This is a genomic window from Jiella sp. M17.18 (assembly GCF_041027365.1).
Classification (GTDB): domain Bacteria; phylum Pseudomonadota; class Alphaproteobacteria; order Rhizobiales; family Rhizobiaceae; genus VKMB-3413.
Genome location: NZ_JBFTEH010000001.1, coordinates 454,202 through 472,837, shown reverse-complemented (window position 1 = coordinate 472,837; position 18,636 = coordinate 454,202). Strand labels below are relative to the sequence as shown.

16 protein-coding genes and 1 tRNA gene are annotated in these 18,636 nt (G+C 68.0%); 6 read left to right on the top strand and 11 right to left on the bottom strand.

Going from position 1 to position 18,636, the window contains the following annotated elements:
• Positions 1–265: 265 nt before the first annotated feature.
• Complete coding sequence (locus AB5S17_RS02245; protein ID WP_369235675.1) at positions 266–829, bottom strand: type 1 glutamine amidotransferase domain-containing protein; 564 nt, start codon at positions 827–829, stop codon at positions 266–268.
• Positions 830–1,288: 459 nt separating this feature from the next.
• Between AB5S17_RS02245 and AB5S17_RS02240 the strand changes: the two genes are divergently transcribed.
• Positions 1,289–2,149 (top strand): alpha/beta hydrolase, encoded by an 861-nt coding sequence (locus tag AB5S17_RS02240; protein WP_369235673.1) that lies wholly within the window; start codon positions 1,289–1,291, stop codon positions 2,147–2,149.
• A 60-nt stretch (positions 2,150–2,209) separates the two neighbouring features.
• Positions 2,210–2,452: an Lrp/AsnC family transcriptional regulator gene (locus AB5S17_RS02235; protein ID WP_369235671.1), complete on the top strand. Its 243-nt coding sequence runs from the start codon at positions 2,210–2,212 to the stop codon at positions 2,450–2,452.
• A gap of 1,178 nt (positions 2,453–3,630) precedes the next feature.
• Here AB5S17_RS02235 and AB5S17_RS02230 read toward each other — a convergent pair.
• The 3 genes from AB5S17_RS02230 to AB5S17_RS02220 all read right to left on the bottom strand — a co-directional run bounded on the left by AB5S17_RS02230 (position 3,631) and on the right by AB5S17_RS02220 (position 6,454).
• Positions 3,631–3,966: a DUF4156 domain-containing protein gene (locus AB5S17_RS02230; RefSeq protein ID WP_369235669.1), complete on the bottom strand. Its 336-nt coding sequence runs from the start codon at positions 3,964–3,966 to the stop codon at positions 3,631–3,633.
• Positions 3,967–4,130: 164 nt separating this feature from the next.
• Positions 4,131–5,009 carry a C40 family peptidase gene (locus AB5S17_RS02225; RefSeq protein ID WP_369235667.1) on the bottom strand — a complete coding sequence of 293 codons (879 nt, stop codon included), beginning with the start codon at positions 5,007–5,009 and terminating at the stop codon, positions 4,131–4,133.
• 47 nt (positions 5,010–5,056) lie between these two features.
• A complete protein-coding gene (locus AB5S17_RS02220) occupies positions 5,057–6,454 on the bottom strand; it encodes a M17 family metallopeptidase (protein WP_369235665.1) in 1,398 nt (465 codons plus the stop codon).
• 130 nt (positions 6,455–6,584) lie between these two features.
• On the opposite strand from AB5S17_RS02220, the gene AB5S17_RS02215 reads away from it, so the two are divergent.
• Positions 6,585–7,406, top strand: a complete 822-nt coding sequence (locus tag AB5S17_RS02215; RefSeq protein WP_369235663.1) for a tetratricopeptide repeat protein — start codon at positions 6,585–6,587, stop codon at positions 7,404–7,406.
• A gap of 127 nt (positions 7,407–7,533) precedes the next feature.
• Here the strand turns inward: AB5S17_RS02215 and AB5S17_RS02210 are convergent.
• The 4 genes from AB5S17_RS02210 to AB5S17_RS02195 form a co-directional block, all read right to left on the bottom strand.
• A tRNA-Lys gene (locus AB5S17_RS02210) sits at positions 7,534–7,609 on the bottom strand.
• 339 nt (positions 7,610–7,948) lie between these two features.
• A complete protein-coding gene (locus AB5S17_RS02205) occupies positions 7,949–8,377 on the bottom strand; it encodes a PilZ domain-containing protein (protein WP_369235661.1) in 429 nt (142 codons plus the stop codon).
• Between the two features lie 533 nt (positions 8,378–8,910).
• Positions 8,911–9,930 carry a ketol-acid reductoisomerase gene (gene ilvC / locus AB5S17_RS02200; RefSeq protein ID WP_369235659.1) on the bottom strand — a complete coding sequence of 340 codons (1,020 nt, stop codon included), beginning with the start codon at positions 9,928–9,930 and terminating at the stop codon, positions 8,911–8,913.
• Between the two features lie 14 nt (positions 9,931–9,944).
• Positions 9,945–10,589, bottom strand: coding sequence for a TetR/AcrR family transcriptional regulator C-terminal domain-containing protein (locus tag AB5S17_RS02195; protein ID WP_369236122.1), 645 nt, complete (start codon positions 10,587–10,589; stop codon positions 9,945–9,947).
• 246 nt (positions 10,590–10,835) lie between these two features.
• Between AB5S17_RS02195 and AB5S17_RS02190 the strand changes: the two genes are divergently transcribed.
• On the top strand, positions 10,836–11,555 hold the full coding sequence (locus AB5S17_RS02190) for a GGDEF domain-containing protein (RefSeq protein ID WP_369235657.1): 720 nt from the start codon (positions 10,836–10,838) through the stop codon (positions 11,553–11,555).
• A 42-nt stretch (positions 11,556–11,597) separates the two neighbouring features.
• On the opposite strand, the gene AB5S17_RS02185 is transcribed toward AB5S17_RS02190, so the two are convergent.
• Together AB5S17_RS02185 and AB5S17_RS02180 are read right to left on the bottom strand one after the other, a co-directional pair.
• A complete protein-coding gene (locus tag AB5S17_RS02185; RefSeq protein ID WP_369235655.1) occupies positions 11,598–13,565 on the bottom strand; it encodes a potassium transporter Kup in 1,968 nt (655 codons plus the stop codon).
• Positions 13,566–13,761: 196 nt separating this feature from the next.
• The gene (locus AB5S17_RS02180; RefSeq protein ID WP_369235653.1) at positions 13,762–14,508 is read right to left on the bottom strand and encodes a pyridoxine 5'-phosphate synthase; all 747 of its coding nucleotides are present in this window, start codon (positions 14,506–14,508) and stop codon (positions 13,762–13,764) included.
• Between the two features lie 201 nt (positions 14,509–14,709).
• Between AB5S17_RS02180 and AB5S17_RS02175 the strand changes: the two genes are divergently transcribed.
• Together AB5S17_RS02175 and AB5S17_RS02170 are read left to right on the top strand one after the other, a co-directional pair.
• Positions 14,710–16,770 carry a hypothetical protein gene (locus AB5S17_RS02175; RefSeq protein ID WP_369235651.1) on the top strand — a complete coding sequence of 687 codons (2,061 nt, stop codon included), beginning with the start codon at positions 14,710–14,712 and terminating at the stop codon, positions 16,768–16,770.
• A 227-nt stretch (positions 16,771–16,997) separates the two neighbouring features.
• Positions 16,998–17,399 carry a hypothetical protein gene (locus tag AB5S17_RS02170; RefSeq protein ID WP_369235649.1) on the top strand — a complete coding sequence of 134 codons (402 nt, stop codon included), beginning with the start codon at positions 16,998–17,000 and terminating at the stop codon, positions 17,397–17,399.
• A 51-nt stretch (positions 17,400–17,450) separates the two neighbouring features.
• On the opposite strand, the gene AB5S17_RS02165 is transcribed toward AB5S17_RS02170, so the two are convergent.
• Positions 17,451–18,578 carry an ATP-dependent RecD-like DNA helicase gene (locus tag AB5S17_RS02165; RefSeq protein WP_369235647.1) on the bottom strand — a complete coding sequence of 376 codons (1,128 nt, stop codon included), beginning with the start codon at positions 18,576–18,578 and terminating at the stop codon, positions 17,451–17,453.
• Between the last annotated feature and the right edge of the window lie 58 nt (positions 18,579–18,636).

Genomic DNA, 18,636 nt, shown 5'->3' with positions numbered 1-18,636 from the left:
CCGAGGGGCGTCGACAAGATTGCATGCAATGACCGTGCCAATCGCCGAAGTGCCGTGATCGGAGGCTTTGCAGACGTCCGCAGCGCGGCTTCCCCCGACGGAATGCGAAGATTTTGGGCAACGTGCTGCGGGATCGGCCGCTTCGCCCGGTGGCACGATCGGCTGCTGCGGCGTCGCAGGCGTCCGCGTGGCGCTCGGTTGCGCCCACGAAAAAGGGCCGGCGCCTTTCGGCGCCGACCCTGCATCCAAACCGACCGATGCCCGATCAGGCGACCTTGCGGTCCTCGTGGCGGCCTTCCTCGACCTCCTCGATGATCTTGGAGACGAAGGCCGGGATGTCCCCGGGATTGCGGGAGGTGATCAGCGCCTCGTGCACCACCACTTCCTTGTCCATCCAGTTGCCGCCGGCGTTCTTCACGTCGGTCTTGATCGAATTGAAGGAGGTGATGTCGCGGCCGCGCACGATGCCGGCCTCGATCAGCAGCCACGGCGCATGGCAGATCGCAGCAAGCGGCTTCTTGGAGTTGAAGAACTCGCGCACGAAGCTGACCACCTTCGGGTCGGCGCGCAGCTTGTCCGGATTGATCTGGCCGCCCGGCAGCACCAGCGCGTCGTAATCGGTGACGCGCACCTCGGAAAGCTGCTTGTCGACGGGAATATCCTTGTCCCAGTGGTCCTGGTCCCAGCCCTTGATCGAGCCGGCCTTGGTCGAGATGACATGCACCTCGGCGCCCGCCTCCTTCAGCTTTTCCAGCGGCCCGGTGAGTTCCACCTGCTCGAAGCCGTCGGTGGCGAGAATGGCGATCTTGGATTGCTTGATGCTCGGCATGATGTCCGTCCTTCTCTTGGGCAAATCGGGGTCGGCAAAGCGAGACGTCATGGCGCCCGAGTGCGGTCGCCTCGACGTCTCGTCCTGCACGGCCCTGTCGTGTTGCACCGTGATGTTTTGTTCGGGAGAAAAACACATGTCCCGCCAATGAGTTCCGAAAGACGGGTATCGTGGGGCGCGGCCGGCGTTGCGTCTTGGCCGCGTCAGGCGGCGCGATCCGGTCGCGTCGGTCGACCTGATCGTCTTGTCGAAGCTGAGGCTCTGGCCGCAGCCGGCGGAATCGCGGTCCTCCCCTCGGGCTCGGTCAGGCGAGCCGTCGTGCATTGCGCCGCACCGGACGATCGGAAATGGTGCCAGCGCGGGAGCCGGCGGACTGCCGGGCATCCGGACGTTCTGTTAAGTCGGCGACTGCGGCCGCCGCCTGTGGCCGAAGTTGATTTCTCGAAGGGAAAGCTGCGCATGGACTTCGACGTGATCTGGACCGGCGGGGAACCGATCCGTGACTACGACACTGCCTATGACAACAGCGGGTCGATTGCCGGCGCCGAGACCTATCTGCCGCGCTGGCAGGCCGAGGCCGGCGCCTTCCGCGACAGGCTCTCCGCCGCCGGCCGGGCCGAACTCGGCGTTTCCTACGGCGATCAGCCGCGCGAGCACTACGACCTGTTCCTGCCGGAGGCCGAGCCGGTCGGTCTCGTCGTCTTCGTCCATGGCGGCTATTGGAAGAGCCAGGAGATCGGCAACTGGTCGCATTTCGCGGCCGGCCCCCTCGCCCGCGGCTTCGCCGTGGCACTGCCGGAATATACGCTCTGTCCGGAGACGACGATCCCGGACATCACTCGCGAGATCGGCTCCTTCCTCGACCGGATCGCGAAGCGGATCGCAGGGCCGATCCGCCTCTCCGGCCATTCCGCCGGCGGCCACCTGGTCTCGCGCATGCTCTGCGTCGACGCGCCGATCGCAGCCGAGACAGCCGGGCGCATCGACCGCGCGGTGTCGATCAGCGGCTGCCACGATCTTCGCCCGATCATGCGGACCGGCATGAACGCGGTCCTGCGCCTCGATGCCGGGACCGCCCGCGCCGAAAGTCCGGCGCTGCTCGAACCGCGGGCCGCAATTGACATCACCTGCCTCGTCGGCGGCGCCGAACTTCCCGAGTTCCGGCGCCAGAACACGCTGCTCGCGAACGTCTGGCACGGCTTCGGCGTCGGGACGCGGGCGATCGAGCGGCCGGGGCGCCATCATTTCGACGTCGTCGACGACCTTGCCGATCCTCAGAGCGAGCTCGTCGCGATCTTGACGGCGGGCCGCGCGGCCTGAAACGGTCCGCGGACCCTCAAACGGATTCATGCGCCGCGCCGATGCGGCAGGAGCCATGCGATGCAGACGATCTTCGTCCAGTTCAAGTGCCGGCCGGGTGCGGCCTACAAGGTCGCCGACGAACTCGTGCAGGAGGTCGAGCAGATCTCCGAGGTGTTCTCCACCTCCGGCCACTACGACCTGATCGCCAAGTTCTATCTGCCGGACGACCAGGACATCGGACACTTCGTCACGCAGCGCCTGCAGGTCATCGACGGCGTCGCCGATACGTTCACGCTGGTGGCCTTCAAAGCGTTTGGATAGACGAGCCGCCCGCGGCTCGGTGTCCACCCAACCCAGGCAGCATTGCCGCATGAATGCCTGCAACAAGCGGCCTGCCCGCCGCGTCGGGAGCCCGGTACCGAGGCGGCACGATATTTCCCATGCTCCGGACACATTCGGCCCAAAGGCGCCGGCAGTTCTAGCCACGGCAGCCACCGCGGCTCCGGAAGCTGGCAGAGAACAGCCTTGAAGGTCGCAAGGATCGCCTTTCCGGCAGTCCCTGCGAACTTCGGACGGCAACACCCGGATAGTTTCGGAATAATGCCCCAAGGGCATCGACATCATCTCGCCCTTCCTGACGGGTGGATGATCGCGGCGAAGGCATTCTCTCGGTCGACGAGGCCGCCACCGCGCAACCTCACGCCGCTTCGCTGCGAGCCGCGGCTGCCCAGTCGCAAGAGCCGCCAAAGCCACGGCAGCGAGCACCGAGTCCGCCGACTTTAAACTCACAGCAGAGTTTATTGTCCGCCCGCCGCCGCGATCCACGACGACGTGCCGGATGGATGGCGGGGATGCTGCGCGGCAGCGCGAAGCAGGCGCTCATAAGCGCCAGCGCCTATAGCCCTAGGCATGCAAGACAGAGACGAGCAGCGCCATCGCGCCGATCCCGACCGCGAGCAGAGCGAGATCCCGGACAACAATGTCTGATCGCCGGATCCAGGCCTTCATCGAATTTCCCATCGTCAAACTCTATCCGGAGTAAAGCCGAACCAGCCGATCCAGTGTAGCCATGGACAGCAAGTGTCAAGCGAATGAACCCGTATGTTGCACGGCGGCAACGATGAATCGCAGCCCACGGCCGGCCACATCACACCACAACCTACGCGTTGTGCCGGTCATAATCGGCAAATCCGGCGCAAAAGGGTCGAGCTTCCATGTACCCCGTCCCGAATCCTATCGGCAGCGGCCGGATGGCGACATCACCGGCGCATCTCCGCGCTCGAAGCTATCCGGCCGCGGGACCGCGGCGATCGGCGATGCGTCGGCCGGTGAAGGAGCGTCTCCTAAGCCGGATCCGATGATGCAGGCATTGTCTGCCGCGGACGGAAAGCGCACCGAGCCCGGTCGACGCTAATCCGAATCTGTGCGCGCAACTCGTTCGGCGGTACTTCCGGTTGAACCCGCGCCGGAGGGCCCGGTCGGCGCCGGGTATTCGACCATCAGCAGTGATAGGCATCGCCCTGCGTGCGAGGCGCGGGCCGTGCGGCCGTTGCCGGTCCCGTGGCGGACGTTGGCGCGGCTGTCGCGCCGACATAGAGCGTGTTGCCGCCGAGCGCCGCCGTCGCCCTGCGCATGTCCTGGATCGGCGCATCGGGGTTGCCGGCGCTCTCGGGCGAGGCAGCCTCGTTGCCGTAGACGGTGGTGATGTAGCGGCATTCCGACAGCGCCGACTGGGACTTCACGAGATTCACCGAATCCGGGCCGGGCTGCGTCGAAACGCAGCCGGCAAGGCCGGACAGAAGGGCAAGGGCGGCGGTCGGAAGGAGGGCGCGCATGATCGGTCTCTCGTCACTCGAACAACGGAAGGATGGCGAATCGTCTCGCCGCAGGAGGTGTCCATGGCACGCGAGGGCGAGCCATAATAGGGCAAGCTTCGATCGCCCTCGGCCGGACCCCTACGGAGGAAAGCCGCGCGAACCGGCCGTCCGCGTCCGGAGCCTCATTCGCCCGCAGCGCCGAGCCGGCGAATGCTGGTGACGGAAGAGCCCTTCTTCTCGATCCGCGCGATGGCGGCGTCGAGCGGCTCGATCGCCGTCATCATGTGGAAGGCGTTCGCGTGGAGGAGCCGCTGGCCGTCCAGCATGATGCCGACATGGCCCTTCCAGAAGACGAGATCGCCACGCTGCAGCGCCTCGATCCCGGCGAGCCGCGTGCCGAGGTCGCGGGCCTGCATGTCGCTGTCGCGCGGCGCCGCGATGCCGGCCATCATCAGGCTGATCTGCGTGAGGCCCGTGCAGTCGATGCCGTTCGCCGTGCGCCCGCCCCAGAGATAGGGCACCCCCAGGAACCGCTCGGCGACCGCCACGAAGTCGGGCACCGGCGTCGCGACCGGCGTCAGGTGCTGTTCGACGATGCAGCCGGCCGGCGCGATCCGGGCATAGCGCGCGTTGTGGTCCTCGGCGGCGCCCGTCACCGTCACCAGCGCCCCCATCGGCAGGTCGTGGAGCGGCGGCCGCTTGATGTCCGGGGCCGGAAAGACCAGGGTGCGCGGCACGGCGACGACATGGGTCGGCGGCCGGTCGCCGCGGGGCCCGAGCGCGTCCGTCGGCACATAGCCGACATAGGCGTCGCGGTCGGCCTGAACCCAGGACCATCCCGCCTCCCCCGTCTCGAACACGATCACCGTCTCTCCGAACAGGAGTTCGGTGTCGAGCGGCGCGTCCTGCCCCGGACGGCGGCGAAGCGGCGCCACCGGGCGGATGACGCGCCGTGCCTCTCCCGCGACGAAGCAGCCAGCCGCCACCTGCCCCTCGAGGCGGATGTCGGCGAGGTCGTCGCGGAAGGCGTTGACGCGGGGATCAAGCGTATCGTCGGTCATGCGGATCGGCTCGCAGTCCAGAGAGAGCTGGCGGCTTACGCCGGAAATCAGGCGGGATAGCGCGCCTTGAGGACGTGGTAGAGCGCGCGGATGGCCTGCGCCTCGCCGCCGACCGGGCCGATCGGGCTCGGCTTCGGCCGCCAGCCATAGATGTCGAAATGCGCCCAGCATGCCGCATTTTCGACGAAGCCCTGCAGGAACAGCGCGGCGGTGATCGAGCCGGCGAAGCCGTCCGAGGTGACGTTGTTGGTGTCGGCGATCTTCGAGGCGAGGTTGGCGGCATAGGGCTGCCAGAGCGGCAGGCGCCAGACGGGATCGGCGACGGCAAGGCTCGATTGCGCCAGGTCGGCGGCAAATGTCTCGTCGTCGCAGTAGAAGGGCGGAACGTCGGGGCCCATCGCGACGCGCGCAGCGCCCGTCAGCGTCGCCATGTCGATCATCAGTTCCGGCGCCTCCTCGTCGGCGAGCGCCATCGCATCGGCGAGCACCAGACGGCCCTCCGCGTCGGTGTTGCCGATCTCGACGGTCTTGCCCTTGCGGCTGGTGAGGATGTCGCTCGGCCGGAAGGCCGCGCCGGAGATCGAATTCTCGACCGCCGGGATGAGCACCCGCAGCCTCACCTTCAGGCCGCTCGCCATGATCATGTGGGCAAGGCCGAGCACGTTGGCAGCCCCGCCCATGTCCTTCTTCATCAGGAGCATGCCGGAGGACGGCTTGATGTCGAGCCCGCCGGTATCGAAGCAGACGCCCTTGCCGACCAGCGTCACCTTCGGCGCGTCTTCGGCGCCCCAGCTGAGATCGATCAGCCGCGGCGCGGTCGCGCTGGCGCGGCCGACGGCGTGGATCATCGGGAAGTTCTGCTCGATGAGCGCATCGCCGACGATCGCCGAAACGCGCGCGCCGAACGCCTCCCCCAGACGGCGCACCGCCGCTTCGAGGTCCGCAGGCCCCATGTCGTTGGTCGGCGTGTTGATGAGGTCGCGCGCGAGGAACACGCCGCCGGCGATGCGCTCGGCTTCGGCGATCGCGGCGCCGGCCGGCGCTGCAACGCGGGCGGCGCCCTTCTGGCCGGCGGCCTTGGCGGGGCGGTAACGGTCGAAGGCATAGCCGCCGAGCTTCAGAGCCAGGAGCGCCAGATCGCCCGGCAGCGCCTCGCCATCGATCCGCCAGTCGCCCTCCGGCAGTTTCTCGGCCAGCGCTCCGGCGAGGAGCGCACGGCGCTCCGCGCTTCCCCTCGCCCCTGCCTTTCTGCCGAGCCCCAGCACCGCAGCCGACGCCGCACCGCCCTCGCCCGGCACGATCAGCACGCTGCCCGCCTCGCCGCCGAAGCGGACCGTCTTCGCCCAGGCCTGCGCGGCTTCGGGCAGAGCGTCGAACTCGCCTTCATAAACGGTGAAGACGGGCCGGGCGGTTTCCGGCGTCTCTTGCATCAGGCTGACGGTCATAACGCGTCCTTCGTCCCGATCGGCACCCATTAACCGACCGTTAGGGTTAACAAAATATTGTCGGCTCGCCACACCGGATCGGCCGATCCGGGTTCAGCATCTATGTCGAACAGGATGAGGAAGCCAGTTCATGCTCGGGCGCGACATTAGACCGATTCGCCGGTTGCGGCAGGGGCTTCTTTGCGCGGCGGCGGCGGCCCTCCTGGCCGGATCCGGCTGCGCCTCGGTGTCGAACGAGACGACCGGCTCGATCAGCCGCTCCGGCAGCGCGAAGCCGATCTCAGAGATGTCGCCCGCCGAACTGCAGGGAGCGCTGCAGTCCTACGACCGCGCCTATAACGCGGAGCCGAAGGATAAGAGGGTGGGCATGGGCTACGCGGCGGCGCTGCAGATGGCGGGCCGCAACGACCAGTCGCTGGCGGTGATGCGCCAGGTGGCGATCGCCCATCCGAACGACCGCGAGGTCCTTTCCGCCTACGGCAAGGCGCTGGCGGCATCGGGCGACCTGCCGAAGGCGCTGGAGACCATCCGCCGCGCCCAGACGCCGGATTCGCCGGACTGGCGGCTGCTCTCGGCCGAGGGCGCCATCCTCGACCAGATGGGCCAGTTCGACCAGGCGCGCGTGCTCTACCGAAAGGCGCTCGACATCCAGCCGAACGATCCCTCCGTCCTGTCGAACCTCGGCATGTCCTACCTTCTCGGCAACGATCTGAAGTCGGCGGAGAGCTATCTGCGCGCCGCGGCCGCGCAGCCGGGCGGCGACAGCCGCATCCGCCAGAACCTGGCGCTGGTGGTCGGCCTGCAGGGCCGCTTCGAGGAAGCCCAGAAGATCGCGACGTCGGAACTCTCCCCCGAGGACGCGGCCGCGAACGTCGCCTATCTCAAGCAGATGCTGAACCAGCAGAACACCTGGTCGATGCTGAAGGACAAGGCGAAGGAGAAGCGCGGCTGAAGACGTCGGCCGCGACGACCGGGACCGTGTGGCGACGGTCCGGTCTCATGCGGTGCCCTCAGCGCCGAAAATCGTCGCACCTTCCAGCGGTGTCCCCGCCGTCTGTGGCTCAAGCGTCAAAAAAGAATGGTGGGTGATGTAGGGATCGAACCTACGACCCGCTGATTAAGAGTCAGCTGCTCTACCAACTGAGCTAATCACCCGGCCGCGCCTTGGCGGTAGCGGCTGTATAAACAGGCCCCCCCGCCCTGTCCACCCCTTTGTCACGCTTCTGTCGTGCGAATTTTGCGGGTGCGAGAAACAGGGAGGATTTGGGCGAAGACTGCAGCTTCTCCTCACCTCCGGGTCGCCGAAGGCTTCCTCGCCAACCCAGCGCCGCTGCGGCAATGCCGGCCAAAAAAGTGTTGGGATGGGAGCCCGGGATCCGGGCCAAGACTCGCAAGAGAGCGATTCCGCCGGCGTCTCAGGTGACGCTACCCGGCATGTGCGGTCGGTATGGCCCACCCGCATAGAAGCGGCTCAAGGCAAGATCCGGCGGCGCCTCAGCGCGACCAGGCGAAGAGCCGGGTCACCGCGTCCGGCAGATGTTCCGGCTCGATGCGGCGGATGCCGCCCGGGGCCGCCGGCTCCGCGGCGGCAGCGTCCGCGGCCGGGCCGGGCACCGACGGCTCGGTGCCGAGCATCTCCTCGGGGATGTCGAGGAAGCGGATGCCCGCGAACATCGCGCGGCGATAGATCAGCTTGGCAGGGCGCGATTCCTTCTCCTCGCCGATCCGGATCGAGAATTCCTTCGGCAGATGCGCCGATTCGGCGAGAGTCAGGAGAGCGCCGGTGGCGGACACGTTGCGCACCACGCAGTCGAAGGTGGAGAAGCCGTTGTTGAAGATCACCTTGGCGCGCTTCAGAACGCGCATGCGCGGCGCGACCCGGCGCTCCGCCTCTTGGTTCTCGTCTTCGGGAATCGCTGTCATTTGCGGCCTCCGTCGAACCCCGCGATTCGGCACGGTAGGACAGAGACGTTGAGATTGGCTTAAGCCGCGGCGCGCGATTCGCCCGGCCTCGCGGGCGCCCGCTCCCGAGACCAAAGCTCGGGGAAAGACGGACGGTCGTGGCCGCGGCGCCCGTCATCGGCACCGCGCCCCTCGCATCTAGTTGCGTGCCCTGTCGACCAGGGCGTTGGCCTTGATCCCCGCCCGCCCGCAGCGGCAAAGCCGCGAGGACGGGCAAGGAAGAGGCCGTGGATCGGCGGAAAACGCCGGCCTCCGCCTAGTTGCGCGCCTTGTCGACCAGGGCGTTGGCCTTGATCCCCCGCCCGCCCACAGCGGCAAAGCCGCGAGGGCGGGCAAGGAAGAGGCCGTGGATCGGCGGAGAACGTCGGCCTCCGCCTAGTTGCGCGCCTTGTCGACCAGGGCGTTGGCCTTGATCCCCCGCCCGCCCGCAGCGGCAAAGCCGCGAGGGCGGGCAAGGAAGAGGCCGTGGATCGGCGGAGAACGTCGGCCTCCGCCTAGTTGCGCGCCTTGTCGACCAGGGCGTTGGCCTTGATCCACGGCATCATGCCGCGCAGCTTCTCGCCGACTTCCTCGATTTGGTGCTTGTCGTTGCGCCGGCGGATGCCCTTGAAGCGCGCCGCGCCGGAGCGGTACTCCTGCATCCATTCCGAGGTGAACTTGCCGGTCTGGATGTCGGAGAGCACCCGCTTCATCTCCGCCTTGGTCTCGGGCGTGATGATGCGCGGGCCGGAGACGTATTCGCCCCACTCCGCGGTGTTCGAGATCGAGTAGTTCATGTTGGCGATGCCGCCCTCATAGATGAGGTCGACGATCAGCTTCACCTCGTGCAGGCACTCGAAGTAGGCCATTTCCGGCGCGTAGCCGGCTTCCACCAGCGTCTCGAAGCCGGCGCGGATCAGCTCCACGAGGCCGCCGCAGAGCACGACCTGCTCGCCGAAGAGATCGGTCTCGCACTCTTCCTGGAAGGTCGTCTCGATGACGCCCGAGCGGCCGCCGCCGACGCCCGAGGCGTAGGAAAGGCCGAGGTCGAGCGCGTTGCCGGAGGCGTCCTGGTGGACGGCGACGAGGCAGGGCACCCCCCCGCCGCGCTGATACTCGGAGCGCACGGTATGGCCGGGGCCCTTCGGCGCGACCATCAGCACGTCGATGGTCGACTTCGGCTCGATCAGGCCGAAGTGGACGTTCAGGCCGTGGGCGAAGGCGATCGCCGCACCGTCGCGGATGTTGGGCGCGATCTCGTTCTTATAGATGTCGGCCTGGAGTTCGTCCGGCGTCGCCATCATCATCAGGTCCGCCCAGCCGGCGAGCTCGGCGACGCTCATCACCTTGAAGCCGTCGGCCTCGGCCTTCTTGGCGGTCGCAGACCCCGGACGCAGCGCGATCGCGATGTCCGACACACCAGAATCCTTCAGGTTCAGCGCATGGGCCCGGCCCTGGCTGCCATAGCCGATCACGCCGACCTTCTTCGACTTGATGAGACCGAGATCGGCGTCGCGATCGTAATAGACGCGCATGAGATGTCCTCCTTCTAGACTGTCTCTGTTGACTGCTTGGCTCCGGCCGTTGCCGGCCGTTTCTCGTCCGCCCCGTAAAGGGCGAAGAACTGGTGGGCCGCCCGGCTCGCATCGCGCGCGATCGCAGCCTCGCTCAGCGCCGGCGCTTCGCCAAGGAGGAGGCGGATCTGCACGTCGCGCACGACCAGGCCGAAGAACACGCGGGCCGCATCGTCGGTATCAGTGAAGGCGAGAAGACCCGCCGACCGTCCCGCCTCCAGCGCCGGCGTCAGCCGCCGCGCCATCGCGATCGGGCCGTTCCTGAGGACGATGGCGCCGAGGTCGGCGCCGCTGGATCCGGCTTCCGCGATGGCGAGCCGGTTCAGCGCCACGGAGGTCGGGCCGGAGATCACCGCCAGCCAGTTGCGCGCGAATTCCGTCAGGCTGCCGATCAGCGCCGCGCGGTCGAGGCTGCCGGAGGGAAGCGGCAGGCCCCTCACCCGCGAGGCCTGCCACTGCACCATGGCGGTTAGCAGGCCGTCGCGATCGCCGAACCACTTGTAGAGCGTCTCCTTCGAACAGGAGGCGGCCCTGGCGACGGCGGTCATCGTCGGCGCGCGGTGCTCCTCGCGCACCAGCGCCAGCACGGCGTCGAGCACGTCGCGCTGACGCGCGCTCATCTGCTCGATGTCGACGCTCTGCTGGTTCACGGGTCCCCCATCCACCGCGGCAGCGGCCGTACCGTACGTTACGGTTCGGCTCGATAGCGCGGTTGACGGCGGCGCGCAAGGGGCAGAGCCACAGGAGGCGTGTGGGCGCCGCCCTGCTCAAGACATCGCGAAGGTCGCGGACCGTCCGGCCGCACTCCGGAGAAATGCAGCGATGCCGTCGAAAGCTTCTTAAGGCAGGAAGGATAGAACCGCGGCATGCCGTCCGTGCGCACCAATCGAGACATCTTCCGGATGTCGCTGCTGATCACCTTGATCGCGGTGATGCCGACGGCTGCCTTCGTCTATGTCGTCACCCTGGCCCTGCCCCTCCAGGCGCGAGCGTTCGCCATGCTGCTCGCGATCGGGCTGCCTCTGGTGATCGCCTTCCCGGTGTCCGTCTTTGCGCTCCGGATCGTGCGGATGGTCACCGCGGCGATCGACAAGATCGAGGCTTTCGTCAAATTCGATCCGCTGACAGGCGCGCTGGCGCGCAACTACTTCCTGGAATCGGCGCGCCAGGCCATGGGCCGGGGCGGAGCGGTCCTGCTCGTCGATGCCGATCATTTCAAACGCATCAACGACAGCCATGGCCATGACGTCGGCGACAAGGCACTGCAGCAACTGGGCGCGACGCTCGCCTGTTGCGTTCCGCCCGACGCGCTCGTCGGCCGGATTGGCGGCGAAGAATTCGCCGTGTTCCTCCCGGCTGCGGATCAGGAAAGGATCGAGCCTGTCGCGGCCGGGATCTGCCGGCGGATGCGCACCGATGGTCGGGTCATCGCGGAACGGCGGATCGGCCTGACGGTATCGATCGGAGGAGCGACGATCACGCCCGGCTCGAGCCTCCAGGCGGCGATGAAGAGGGCCGACGACTGCCTCTATGCCGCCAAGGCCGCGGGGCGCGACTGCTTCGTCATCTCGCAAGACGGACGGTGAAGGCCGGAACGCCTGCGACGATGCCGGCGTGGGGCTCGCGCCTCAGATCACCACCTGCGTGCCGATCTCCACCACCCGCCCGGTCGGGATCTGGAAATAGGCCGTCGCGTCGGTGGCATTGCGGGTCAGCGCGATGAACAGCTGGTCCTGCCAGAGCGGCATGCCGACGTCCTTCGAGGCCTTCAGCGAGCGGCGGGAGAGGAAGAAGGACGTCGTCATGATGTCGAACTTCCAGCCCTGCTTGCGGCACAGGACGAGAGCACGCGGCACGTTCGGCTCGTCCATGTAGCCGTAGGTCAGGCAGACCTTCATGAAGTGCTCGCTGATCCGCTCGATGCGCACCCGCTGCTCGTCCGGCACGTGCGGGGAGGCCGACGTCTGGATCGTCATGATCGCATTGGTCTCGTGCAGCACCTTGTAGTGCTTGAGGCTGTGCAGCAGCGCCGTCGGCGCGAAGTCGGGATCGCCGGTAAGGAAGATCGCCGTCCCCGGCACGGTCGTCGGCGGCTTCTTCTCCATCTGCCGCACGATCAGGTCGAGCGGCACCTCGTTGCGGCGCGTCTTGTCGACGAGGCAGCGGCTGCCGCGCACCCAGGTCCACATGACGAGGCACATCACCGACGCCACCGCCAGCGACACCCAGCCGCCCTGCGCCACCTTGGCGCCGTTGGCGGCGAGGAAGGCGCTGTCGACGACGACGAAGACCAGCGTCGGCAGCACGGCGAGCCACAGCGCCCAGCGCCAGACCCGGCGCATCACGATGAACAGGAGCACGCTCGTCACCAGCATCTGGCCGGTGACCGCGATGCCGTAGGCGACGGCGAGACTGCTCGAATGCTGGAACCCGATCACAAGGAGGCCGACGCCGAGGCCGAGGAGCCAAGTGACGCGGGGCACGTAGATCTGGCCGGACTGGGTCTCGGAGGTGTGGCGGATGCCGGCGCGCGGCAGGATGTTCATCTGCACCGCCTGGCGGGTCAGCGAATAGGCGCCGGAGATCACCGCCTGGCTGGCGATAACCGTCGCGAGCGTCGCCAGCACCACCATCGGCAGGAGCGCCCAGCCGGCCTGCATGTCGAAGAAGATGTTGGAGAGGTTGCCGCCGGTCTTCAGCGCATAGGCGCCCTGGCCGAAATAGTTGAGCAGCAGGCAGGGGAAGACGAGGATCAGCCAGGCGGCGATGATCGGCTTACGGCCGAAATGGCCGAGATCGACATAGAGCGCCTCGGCGCCGGTCACCGCCAGGAACACGGCGCCCATCGCGGCGAAGGACAGCCCGGGATTGTCGATCAGGAAGAAGATCGCATGCGCCGGATCGAAGGCCGACAGCACCGACGGATCGTCGAAGATGTGGACGAGGCCGGAGGCGCCGAGCGCCAGGAACCAGAGGCACATCACCGGCCCGAAGACGGCCGCGACGACGCCGGTGCCGAACCGCTGGACCGCGAACAGCGCGAACAGGATGACGATGGTGATCGGGACGATATAGGGCTCGAAGGCCGGGGTCACCGTGTTCAGCCCCTCGACGGCCGAGAGCACCGAGATCGCCGGCGTGATCATCGCGTCGCCGACGAACAGCGCGGCGCCGACGACGCCGAGGATCAGGATGATCGCCGGCTGCGCGGTGAAGCCCTTGCGCGCCAGCGACATCAGCGACAGCGTGCCGCCCTCGCCCTCGTCGTCCGCCCGCAGGACGAAGCTGACATATTTCACCGTCACGATCAGCACGAGCGACCAGACGATCAGCGATAGGACGCCGAGCACGTCCTCGCGCACCAGCGCGCCGTCGGAGGCCGCCACGTTCAGCGCCTCGCGCAACGCGTAGATCGGACTGGTGCCGATATCGCCGTAGACGACGCCGAGCGCGCCGAGGATCAGAATCGGAAGAGAGCCCCCATGCGCCTGATGCACTTCGTGATTGGCCGCATCGGCTGGGGAATGTGACGCGTCCGCGGGCTTGCCCGCCGCCTCATTCGGCGAAGCGCTGTCGTCTGCAGTGGTGGTGATCATCAATGTACTCGGCCGCGCGATCTGGCGGGGCGGCCCAGTTGCCCTTGCTGCGATGCAAAACCCGGGCGCTAGATAGTCCTGTTGCTGCAAGACTGCAAGGCGCGGCGTCGATGCATGGCTAAGCCTCCGTGAGTCATCCCCATGACGAGCCGCGTGCGGACCATCGCTCTTCTGCCGCTCTACAGCACTCCGGTCTTCAGACGACTTGGCCGCAGGCCCGGCGGAACCGCCGAACGGTCTCCGCCATCCCGTATTCCAGCGCATCGGCGGTCAGGCCGTGGCCGATCGAGACCTCGGCGAGCCCCGGGATGCGGCGCACGAGCGGGGGAAGGTTCGCGACCGTCAGGTCGTGACCGGCGTTGACGCCGAGGCCGACGGCGAAGGCGGCATCGGCTGCGGCACCAAGCCGCTCCACTTCCCGGGCGGCCGCGTCGGGATCGGCGAAGGTGCCGCCATAGGGTCCGGTGTAGAGTTCGACGCGGTCGCAGCCGGTGTCGGCGGCAGCCGCCATCGCGCCGGGCTCGGCATCGGCGAACAGCGACACGCGCGCCCCCTCTGCCTTCAGCCGCGCGACGACCGGCTTCAGGAGCGCGGCGTCGGCAACGAAGTCCCAGCCATGGTCGGAGGTCGGCTGGCTCGGATCGTCCGGCACCAGGGTCACCTGTTCCGGCCGCGCCGCGGCGACGAGGTCGAGGAAGTCCCCGCTCGGATAGCCCTCGATGTTGAACTCGGCGCCGGGAAACTCGTCGTCGATCAGCTGCCGGATCGCCGGAAGGTCGGAAAAGCGGATGTGGCGCTGGTCCGGCCGCGGGTGGACCGTCAGCCCGTGCGCGCCCGCCGCAAGCGCGATGCGACCGATCCCGGTGACGCTCGGCCAGGGCAGGTCGCGGCGGTTGCGCAGCATCGCCACGGCGTTGAGATTGACCGAAAGAGCCGTCGCCATGATCCCCTCGCCGTTCGTCCTGTCCCGGATGGCGGGGGCATACTGCATCGCTCGCCCGGACGCCAGCCGCCCGGCTGCCTAGGGTCGAGGCGGCGGCCGTCAATGCGCCGATAGAGAGAATTTCTCAGGCGGCTGCCATGTTGACATTCCCCCGCCCGCCCCTGTCTTCTGCCCCCATTGGCTGTGTTGGGAGGGAGACCCATGGGTGGCTCGAAATTCATCCCGATCGTGATCGCAGGCCTCGTCGGCCTGTTCATCGGTTGGCTGATCAGTCCGAATGTCGGCAGCGTGAACCGGCAGGTGACGCGGGAGGTCGATCAGCTGAAGAAGCCGATCGCCGACATCCAGACCAACGTCCAGCAGTTGAACAGCGGCCTGTCGCAGCAGGCGGATCAGACGAGCGCCGGCGTGAAGCAGGCGGTGGGCGGCCTGCAGCAGGAGATCGCCAAGCTCGGCAACGAGGTCCAGACGCGGACCGATGCGCTGATGCAGGCGGTCCAGAAGCAGGGCCAGGCGGCACAGGCCTCGCAAAACTCCAACGACATGTCGCAGAAGCTCGACCAGATCGCGCAGGCGCTGCAGGGCGTGCAGCAGTCGGTGCAGCAGCTCGGCCAGCGTCCGGCGGCGTCCGGCGGCGGCAATAACGGCGGACAGGCCGGCGGAAGCCAGGCCGGCGGCGATCCTGCGGCTCTCGCCAACCAGATAGGCCCCAGCGGCGCGATCCTCCTGCCCGGCCAGGCGGCGATCTTCGGCGGTCAAACGGTCCAGCTCTCCGGCCTCGCCTCGGACGGCCAGTCCGCGACCATCGGCATCAGCGGCCGCCTGCAGTCTGTGCAGCCCGGCGCCTCGGTCAGCGTCGCCGGCGACTGCCAGGTGACGGTGGCGGGCATCGCGGCCGGCGCGGCCTATCTCTCGGCGAACGGCTGCGGAGGCGGCTCGGGCAAGGGCCAGCAGCAGGCCGCGGGCGGCAATTCCGGCAGCGGCCAGCAGGGCGCCGCGGCCGGCAACGGACAGCAGGCCGCAGCGAACGGCAATACCCGCCAGGGCACCGCGCAGCAGAACGTATCCGCCGGCGGACAGCAGCAGGCGGCCGCCTCACCGGGCGCGGGCCAGCAGGCGAACGCCGGCGCTGCCGGCGGGCAGCAGCCTGCCGCCACCTCCGCGACGGTTCCCGTCGGCGGGGTCGCGAACTTCGGCCAGACGAAGATCTTCGTCTCGGCAATCGGCGACAATGCCGCCACCCTCCTGCCGATGGCGAACGGCGCCGCCTTCCCGCAGGGCGGCACGAATCGGCAGACGGTGACGGTCGGCTCGTCCATGGATGCCGGCAATGGCTGCCAGGTGACACTGAAGAGCATCGACAACGACCAGGCGAGCCTGGCGGCCGCGGGATGTAACGGCGGCAACGCCTCCGGCTCGCAGGCGGCCGCGCCGGCCGGCGACAACCAGTCCGGCGGGAACGCCTCCAGCGGCAGTGCCGGCAACTCCCGGCCGGCCGCCGGCAACGCGCAGCAGCAGGCGGCGTCCGGCGGGCAGCAGCAGGGCAATGCCGGCAGCCAGCAGGCTCAGCCGTCGGGACAGCAGGCGAGCGCCACCTCGGCGACCGTCTCCGTCGGCAGCGTCGCGAATTTCGGACAGACGAAGATCTTCGTCTCCGCGATCGGCGACAACCAGGCGACGCTCCTGCCGATGGCGAACGGCGCAGCCTTCCCGCAGGGCGGTGCCGACCGGCAGGTGGTCCGGGTCGGCTCGTCGATGGATGCCGGCAATGGCTGCCAGGTGACGCTGAAGAGCGTCGACAACGACCAGGCGAGCCTGACCTCACAGGGCTGCAACGGCGGCGCGTCGGGCAGCCCTGCCGGTGCGGCCCAGCCGGCCTCGGGCCAGCAGCAGATGCAGCCGGCCTCCGGCAATGGCGCCGGCCAGCAGTCCGGCAGCAATGCCCAGCCGAATGGCGTGGCCAGCGGCCAGCCGACGAACCAGCAGCCGGCCAATGGCGCTGCCGCCCAGCCTGCCGGCGGTCAGCAGCAGTCCTCGAACGGCAATGGCAGTGGCGGGCTGCAGGTCGGAGAGACCCAGAACGTCGGCAACCACATGGTCTTCCTGTCGGCGATCAACGACAATGCCGCGACGATCTACGTCATGGGCGCCGGTCGCCAGCAGGTGAAGGCCGGCTCCTCGGCCGACCTCGGCAACGGCTGCTCCGTGAAGGTGGACCGCGTCCAGGACGGCAGGGCCTATCTCTTGGGCAGTGGTTGCTGACAGCACCCGCATCTTTTTCTTGACCTTGCGTGAGGCGGCCTTGACGAAGGCCGCCTCTTCTGTTTTCTGGCGCCGGGTTCGTCAAGAACTCGCCTCTGCAATACGAGCCGTCGCCGCAATGTTTTCGATTTGAGACAGTGCCGGGATCGGGCCGTGCTTGTGGAGATGTTCGGGGCACATGCAGTCTTCATAGCCGTTCAAACACTTCGCTGATCGGGAATTCTGATATGCGCAACATCGACAAGCTCTACATCTCCCTCGGCCTCGCCTGGCTGATCGGCTCGGCCGCGTTCGGCACCTGGCTCGGCGCCAGCGGCCATCCGAACTTCGCCCAGTCGCACGCCCATATCGGCCTGCTCGGCTTCGTCGCCTCGGTGCTGTTCGGGCTGACGCACAAGGCCTGGCCGACGCTCCGGGAGAGCCGGCTCGCCCTGCCGCAGCTCGTCGTCTACGAAGCCGGCACAGTGATCCTTCTCACCGGCAAGGTGATGATCGATGCCAGCGGGCAGCCGAACCCGTTCCTGATGATCGGCGCGCCGATCGTCATCATCGGCGGGGCGATGTTCCTGTGGCTGTTCGTCAGGAGCCCGGCCACGGCGTCCGTGCCGACGCTGGCGCCGGCGGAATGATCCGAACGATGGTCCCGCGGACCGGCCTCTGACAAAGAGGCAGGGCGCGCTTCACTTGACGATGGTGAGGCGCTCTGCGGCGCGCGTGATGGCGGTATAGAGCCAGCGCTCGCGCGTGTCGCGGAACGCCCAGCTCTCGTCGAAGAGCATGACGTCGTCCCACTGCGACCCCTGCGCCTTGTGCACCGTCAGCGCATAGCCGAAGTCGAAGTCGTCGAAGCGCTTCTTGGTCGCCCAGGGGACCTCGGCGTCCGGCTCCTCGAAGGCCGACTTCAGCAGGCGGATCTTCGCCGCCCCCTGATCGATGTCGTCGTCGTCCGGCTTGACGAGCAGATTGATGCCCGGCTTGGCGGTCTCGCGCGAGGCGGTCATCACCTGCCAGAGCGAGCCGTTGAGCAGCCCCTTCGCGGGGTCGTTCCTGAGGCACACCAGCTTGTCGCCGGCCATCGGCAGCGGTCCGTCGAAGCCCTTCAGCTCCCGCAGGCGGGCGTTGTAGCGCCGGCGCGTGCGGTTGGTGCCGACGAGTACCTGGTCTGCCGCCAGGACCTTCTCCTGCTCGACCTCCCGCTTGGAGATGATCTGCGCCGTGCCGTAGTCGCCGTACATCAGCTCGCGGCCCTCGCGCACGGCGAGCGCCAGCTCGACGATCGGGTTGTCGCGGGCCTGGCGGTGGATCTCGGTCAGGAGGAAGTCCGGCTCTGCCTCGGTGAAGAAGCCGCCGCCGGAGACGGGCGGCAACTGGCCGGGATCGCCGAGGACGAGGATCGGCGTGCCGAACGTCATGAGGTCGCGGCCGAGCGCCTCGTCCACCATGGAGCATTCGTCGACGACGACGAGCTTGGCCTTGGCGACGGGGCTCTGGCGGTTGAGCGAGAAGGTCGGCGACACCCGCGAGGCGCCGCTCACCTCGTCCTCGACCGTCTCCTCGCCGCGCGGCCGGTAGATCAGCGAGTGGATGGTGCGCGCACTCTTGGCGCCCTTGGAGCGCAGCACCTGTGCCGCCTTGCCGGTAAAGGCGGCGAACTGCACGGCGCCGTCGATGCCCTCGGCGAAATGCCGGGCGAGCGTGGTCTTGCCGGTGCCGGCATAGCCGAACAGGCGAAAGATCGGCTGATCGCCGCGATCGAGCCAGTCGGCGACGGCCTTCAGGGCCTCGTCCTGCTGGGGTGACAGTTTCAAGAGCACTCCGCCGGCGCGTGAACAGACCGTGATTCCCGTTCGGGATCCACCCGGGCTT